Source organism: Limnospira sp. PMC 1279.21, from assembly GCF_032349615.1.
GTDB classification, from domain to species: Bacteria; Cyanobacteriota; Cyanobacteriia; order Cyanobacteriales; family Microcoleaceae; genus Limnospira; species Limnospira fusiformis.
The window spans coordinates 1-6,558 of record NZ_JARPLU010000218.1 but is presented as its reverse complement, the minus strand read 5'-3'; the positions used below and the strand labels follow the sequence as shown (position 1 = coordinate 6,558).

The following is a 6,558-nucleotide window of genomic DNA, read 5'->3' as shown; positions in this document are numbered from 1 at the left end:
TTATCGTCGCATTGTCCGGGAACAACCGGAAAAATGTCGCGTAAATGTATCAGTTAAGCCATAACCAAAGGTGGTTTGCCGAACTATCAAGTAGCTGACTATAGCTATATTGCAGTCAGCAGTTGAATAGGCCACCAGAATGGACTCAACAATAGCGCTTTTAACCTAAGTGTTAAAGGCTCAATGAGTGACACATCATCTGGCGTGATTACTTCACTTCAGATGGTGCCATACTCAGAAACTTCCCGCCCTTGGCAGGATTTTTCTGGGTTGAATGTATCTGTGTCAGAATAGATATAAACTGCATAGAGCGGGAACCATGACATCATACGCAACCTCGACCGCCAAATCTGAAATGAGCGAACTCCGGCGACTGAAAAGTTTGCTACCCCCTGAATTACAGAGTTGGGTAACTGTGGAGAAAACCATTGAGGTTAACCCGCTATTGATTCGCTCAGAAGAAATTGGCAAAGATCAAGTAGAGATTCAAATTGATTTAGTTCGCTGGGAACAACTAGCCCTAGACCAGCGTAACCTGTTATTTTGGCACGAAGTCGCCCGCATTCAAAATGATACTATCCCCAGAGATGGCTGGGAAATGGCAGCCCTGGCTATTGGTTTAGGGGGTGCGGTGGGAGAACTGTGGGTACAGGATGGACTGCTGTTATTGCTGGCTCTGGCTCTGTGTGGAGTTTCTGGCTATCGCTTGTATCAGAAAAATAATGGGGAGCGAACCCTTATCGAAGCGATCGAAGCTGATGAAAAGGCGATCGCGATCGCATCTCGTTTTGGTTATACACTCCCCAACGCCTACAAGAGCCTTGGTAGTGCCTTAAAGACGTTAATTGAACAAACACCCAAAAAGCGACAAAGAGCCCGTTATGAAGCACGTTTACAGGCTCTCAAGCGCAGTGCGGCTAAAGCTAAAGCCAGGGTGAAAGGTAGTAGTCCAGATTCTTCATCCTCCAGTTCCGAGAGCATTTACGGATAATGGATGATCATGTAGGGGCGGGTTCCAATGTTCAGCCTATCTGGAGGCGAGAAGATTGATAAACCCGCCCTCTGTCTCGGCTCTGTGGGTTCGACAGTGGCGACTATCTGGGGGCGAGAAGATTGATAAACCCGTCCTCTGTCTCGGCTCTGTGGGTTCCACGGCGGCGACTATCTGGGGGCGAGAAGATTGATAAACCCGCCGTTTGGGGTGACGGAAGAGATCCGGCGAGGATAAGTAGATATACTGCGTGAAGCGGACTTGATATGATGCGAATATGTTAGAACCGAGTTTGTCAGTAAACTATGCCCTATCCGGTCCCGCCTCCTGAACCACCAGCGATTATCGAAACCCTTGTTAACCCAAGCCCCAATCAACCGCCCTCATATCAGAGCTGGAATCAACCGGAGTCTGGTTCAAAAGGATATATACAGCATAATCAAACGATCTCCTACGTTCTACCATCATCCTACGTTCTACCATCAAGCCCAAGCTCGGAAATAAAGCGCGAATCATCAGCAGCCCTTTTGGGTGAGCCCATTACCCGTAACTGGTCAGATATTTACGGGAACACGGGATTGTATCTAATTCCGAACACTGGACAAAGGGAATTAGAATTTCCCCAAAATGCGATCGCCTCCTCATCGAGTTACGGGATTAATAGCAGCCAAAAATTTACACATTTCGATCCCCATCGTCCCCTATACCTAGCCCAAACAGAACCTACCCCGTCAGAGGAGATTGAGATACCAGTAATTCCCCCCACAGACTTAGTAGAAGTCACAGCCGCCGAACAGGAATTTGACCAACAGCGACAAATCATCACGGCTAGAGGGAATGTCAGAATCAGATTTAGAGAAACCCTGATCGAAGCAGACCAAGCCCAAGTCAACCTTAGCACCCGTCAAACCGCCGCCAGGGGAAATGTCGCCCTACAAAGGGGGGAACAACTGGTTCAGGGGAGCCAGATGGAATATAACTTTGTGCGTAGTACCGGAGTCATCTACGAAGCGAGAGGAGTAGTTGTCACCCAATCGACCGCCTCTGACTTTGACATAGAACAACCAACCAACCTGACCCCTGCGCCCATTTTTTCCGGGTCTCTGTCAGATACCCTGACGGAAGCGCAACCAGTGACGGAAGTTACCACCACCGGAGAGACTCAAATCCAGGTAACTGGTGCTGCTTTCCCACAAGTTGGGGGGACTGTAAATCGTTTAAGGTTTGAAGCCGAACGCATCGATATTCAACCTAACGGAGAATGGGAGGCTACTAATATCCGCATTACTAATGACCCTTTTTCGCCCCCGGAATTGGAACTTAGGGCGGATAATGCTCAATTAAGGCGGATCTCTCCCCTACAAGATGAACTGCTGACAAGTCGATCGCGTCTAGTGTTCGACCAACGTTTCTCGATACCGCTATTTCGCGATCGCACTATTATTGACCGTCGCCAAAGGGAACCGAGTCCCCTAGAATTTGGCTATGACCTGAGAGACCTCGATGGTTATTTCGTCCAGTGGAACCTAACCCCCATTGAAGTAGGACCGTTAGAATTAAAAGTGGCTCCCCAGGTGTTAGTACAGCGGGCTATTTCGGAAAGTTTATCGCCACTTGACCCTCGATTTTATGGCTTGAACACCCGCTTATCTGGTCGCATTACCCCGACTACCTCTATAGAGGGACAGTTGAAAATTAGTAACTTTGAAGACTTCCCCCTACTAGGGGAAAACGCCTATAGGGGGAGATTAAGGGTTCGCCAATCATTAGAAGATTACACGCTCACCGGGGAATATAGCTATCGGGAACGGATATTTAACGGAACTCTGGGGTCACAAACGGTACACCGTAGTTTTGGCGCGGTTCTGACAGTACCTAATATCTTGATCGGACCATCAGGAGGATATGTTAATTTTCAAACCGGCTACCAAGCCATAGAAGCGAATACCGATCGCTTTGACCTTCTGGAGGCGGAACGCGAAAACGATCGCATCAGTCGCCAACGCTTTCAAACTGTTGGTACTCTGATCTATCCAATTCCCCTGTGGAATGGTTCGGCTCTCCCTGCTACGGCTTCCGAGGGACTCAGATACACTCCCAGACCTGTCATCCCCTTTGTGCGTCTGGTGGGAATTGCTAGAGGAGTGGCTAGTCTGTATTCTGAGGATGAATCCCAATTCTATCTTAGTAGTAGTGTGGGTATTCAAGGACAGCTAGGGCATTTTTCCCGCAGCTATCTGGACTATACGGGTTTCAGTGTATTCTATACTCAAGTGGCGATCGATGGTGCATCTCCCTTTTTATTCGATCGCATGGTAGATCAAAGAATCCTCACTTTGGGATTAGTTCAGCAAATTTATGGAGGGTTAAGGGGTGGTGTAGAATCAGCCATTAATTTAGATAGCGGTTTAGCCTTAAATTATGAATTTACCTTAGAATACAGTCGGCGCACCCATGGTGTCATCCTCAGAATTAATCCTGTCCAAAGACTGGGAAGTTTCAGTCTTAGGATTAGTGATTTTAACTGGACTGGGGATTCACCCCCTTTTGATGATTAGCCGTATGAGCCTATCACCCGCAGAACAAGCCGAAGTCCTGCTTAATCATTACAGTTTTGATCTAGAGGGAAAAACCTCAAGTCAAATTATTATAAATTGGTCGGAAATATATGATGTGAATTGGCTGCATCTTGCTGTCATCGAAGCTCTCTATTTGGGGCGTTATAAATCTATTTCAGTCCAGCAAATACTAGAGCTATGGAAACGCCGCAATCAGCCAATATATCACTTTAATTCAGAGTTTGAGCGCTTAATTTGCAATAAATTACCCCATGCTTTTAAGGATTATAAAATTGTTGAAAATTCCATACAAGAAATCAAAGGGAAGGAAAATCCACCTGTAAACGAAATACCAGCTCCGGAAAAACCAGTTATTGAATCTCTCCCAGTGAGTGAGATCACCCCGACTCTGACGCTCCACTATTCAGACTTTTGTGCCAAATTGCAAGCTATTATCGAAAATAGTCAAACTGATGAATAATAGATACAGTTTGTTCGGAAGTCGCTTCAAAAATTACCCTGACCCTAAAGCCCTCTCCCCGGGGGGAGAGGCACTTAGACAAGTAAGCCATGATGACTGAAAGGGCTGTATTTCAAAGCAGAGACAAGTGGTAGCTTGTCTCTACGACGGGGAGCCATTTAGCTGGGGTAATTATCAATTATCAATTGTCAATTGTCAATTATGATGTAGGGGCTGATTACCCAGGGAATATTAAAGGGGTTATGTTTTTTTACTTTAAACCCATGCGAATTTCCGAGCAAAAAGAAGCCAAAGCCAATCCATTACTATAATGAACAATACTGGTTCGCAGGCGTAGATTAGGAATCAAATACCAGATCCTCTCCTCAGCTTTAAACTGATCAGACTCAAGCCATAAAGTCAAAACATCATCCTTACCCATGAGATAACGACCCATTAATTGAGTCTGGCGATCGCCCCCCTGCTGCAAAAGTTTTCCTTGTAGGGGACTGTCGCTGACGACTAGGGGAACCAAAACCGCCGAACCTCGTTGCTGATCAGGATTTGATTCTATAGTCCCTTCCCAAGTCAACTTTAAACCCTTAGCTACCAATGCCGTGTCAACGCCATGATGGGAGCAGATGTCTATAACAATAGCATCATCAGGGGAAAGGGCTTCCATGACCAAATTAGATTTACCCGCCTCCAGGCTACCGGAAGTCAAATTGTGTACAGTCCGCTGAGAAAACCACTTTCCCGCACTCAACTCAAAAAATTCGACAATATCCATGATTTTCGTCCATTGCAATTAACCAACAAATAGCTTAAACACTTTGGTTATTCAACACAACTGCTAAAAAGGCGGACCGGATAACTGATAAACTGTGGATTGGTTCAATACCCAAGGAGAACACTGGAAGTGGCAATCGAAATCGGTCAACGAGTCAAAGTCCGGCGCATTAGAGATCGCATACCGGGAAATATCGTTACTCAACTCAAGCAAAATCCATTTGGAACTGTCAAAGGCTTTAAAATGGTCGATGGCAGTGGTATTGGTTTTGTCGTCCAATTTGAAAATAGTCTATCGACTTGGTTTTTTGAAGATGAGCTAGAAAATGCTTAATGACAATCCATTATCCGCGATCAGCGGCTCAGGTGCGGTTCCTGGGATAGGATAAATAACTAATCCATGAGCGATCGCGTAAGGCTTAGGTAGCATATATCGCCTCTCATGGGGGGGTTTTACCTAGACTGCGCGATCGCCAACCATATAGGAAATCATTGATGGCTGTGATTCTGACATTTTTGGGTAAGGGTGGTACAGGTAGAACTACAATGGCGATCGCCACCGCTAAAGGACTCGCCGCCCAAGGTAAAAGGGTTTTACTGGCCACCTCCGACAGCGGGCCAGGACCATCCCTGCTACTGGGAACTCCTTTGACTACGACACCCACCCCTGTAGAAACTAACCTAAAAGCAGTACAATTCCAGTGCGCTGCTTTACTCGAAAGCAGTTGGGAACAACTCAAGACACTAGAGGCGCAATACCTACGCACTCCCTTTTTTAAAAACGTCTACGGTCAGGAATTGGGGGTATTACCAGGAATGGATAGCGCCCTAGCCCTCAATGCCCTGAGAGAATATGATCATAGTGGCGATTATGATGCGATCGTCTATGATGGCAATAACAGCCAGGAAACATTAAGGATGCTGGGAATGCCAGAAATTCTCAGTTGGTACATCCGAAGATTTCGGCAGGTATTTCTGGACTCGGACTTAGGAAAAGCACTATCTCCATTTGTGCAACCCATTGCTAGTACGGTGTTAAGTGTGGATATCTCTGGGGATACCTTCGCCGGACCTACTAAAGAAATGAGCAATGTTCTGGAACAGGGAAAATCCGCAGTATCAGACCCTAACCGAGTTAGTGCTTATCTGGTGACTACGGAAGATGAAGTGGCGCGGGCTACGGCTAGTTACCTATGGGGAAGCGCTCAACAGGTAGGCTTAACTGTGGGTGGTATTCTCCTCAACCAGAGCCAACAAACCAGCTATTTGGCTGACAGCTTCGCCCCCCTGACGGTTACAGCCATTCCAGAAGCTGCTTCCAACTGGGAAACTTTAATCAAAGCCCTACCGGACTTTAGCCAAGCCACCAGCGCCCCGCGTTCCATCTCTATTGATGTCGCGCGCCGTCATGTCACCCTATTTTTACCAGGATTTGATAAAAAACAGATCAAACTCACCCAATATGGTCCTGAACTGACTATTGAGGCTGGAGATCAACGCCGTAATATTTTGCTACCTCCTTCCCTGACTGGTCAACCTGTAACTGGGGCTAAATTTCAAAATGGCTATCTGATTGTTTCTCTTTGACCTCATGGTAGGGTGCGTCAGAAAAATTTCTAATAATTAATACCAGAAAAATCTGACCTGACGCACCACAAATGCGACTGCTGAATCGACCCCTACGGCGATCAGCCCAACTAACTTGTCTGATACATTTACGCGACATTTTTCCGGTTGTTCCCGGACAATGCGACGATAGC

General features: G+C 46.5%; 7 protein-coding genes. 6 read left to right on the top strand and 1 reads right to left on the bottom strand.

What is annotated here, in order from left to right:
• The first annotated feature begins 319 nt into the window (after positions 1-319).
• The 4 genes from P5683_RS21745 (at position 320) to P5683_RS21730 (ending at position 4,030) form a co-directional block, all read left to right on the top strand.
• Positions 320-991: a DUF3318 domain-containing protein gene (locus P5683_RS21745; RefSeq protein ID WP_035759958.1), complete on the top strand. Its 672-nt coding sequence runs from the start codon at positions 320-322 to the stop codon at positions 989-991.
• Positions 992-1,046: 55 nt separating this feature from the next.
• The gene (locus P5683_RS21740) at positions 1,047-1,184 is read left to right on the top strand and encodes a hypothetical protein (protein WP_187758280.1); all 138 of its coding nucleotides are present in this window, start codon (positions 1,047-1,049) and stop codon (positions 1,182-1,184) included.
• 334 nt (positions 1,185-1,518) lie between these two features.
• Positions 1,519-3,549 carry a DUF3769 domain-containing protein gene (locus P5683_RS21735; protein ID WP_231296451.1) on the top strand — a complete coding sequence of 677 codons (2,031 nt, stop codon included), beginning with the start codon at positions 1,519-1,521 and terminating at the stop codon, positions 3,547-3,549.
• Positions 3,542-4,030 (top strand): hypothetical protein, encoded by a 489-nt coding sequence (locus P5683_RS21730; protein ID WP_006668598.1) that lies wholly within the window; start codon positions 3,542-3,544, stop codon positions 4,028-4,030. Before P5683_RS21735 ends, P5683_RS21730 begins: the two co-directional genes overlap by 8 nt.
• A gap of 250 nt (positions 4,031-4,280) precedes the next feature.
• On the opposite strand, the gene P5683_RS21725 is transcribed toward P5683_RS21730, so the two are convergent.
• Positions 4,281-4,799 carry a phycobiliprotein lyase gene (locus P5683_RS21725; protein WP_006622212.1) on the bottom strand — a complete coding sequence of 173 codons (519 nt, stop codon included), beginning with the start codon at positions 4,797-4,799 and terminating at the stop codon, positions 4,281-4,283.
• A 129-nt stretch (positions 4,800-4,928) separates the two neighbouring features.
• On the opposite strand from P5683_RS21725, the gene P5683_RS21720 reads away from it, so the two are divergent.
• Together P5683_RS21720 and P5683_RS21715 are read left to right on the top strand one after the other, a co-directional pair.
• Positions 4,929-5,132, top strand: coding sequence for a DUF2862 domain-containing protein (locus P5683_RS21720; protein WP_006622213.1), 204 nt, complete (start codon positions 4,929-4,931; stop codon positions 5,130-5,132).
• Positions 5,133-5,293: 161 nt separating this feature from the next.
• Positions 5,294-6,385 (top strand): ArsA family ATPase, encoded by a 1,092-nt coding sequence (locus P5683_RS21715; RefSeq protein ID WP_006622214.1) that lies wholly within the window; start codon positions 5,294-5,296, stop codon positions 6,383-6,385.
• Positions 6,386-6,558 lie beyond the last annotated feature (173 nt).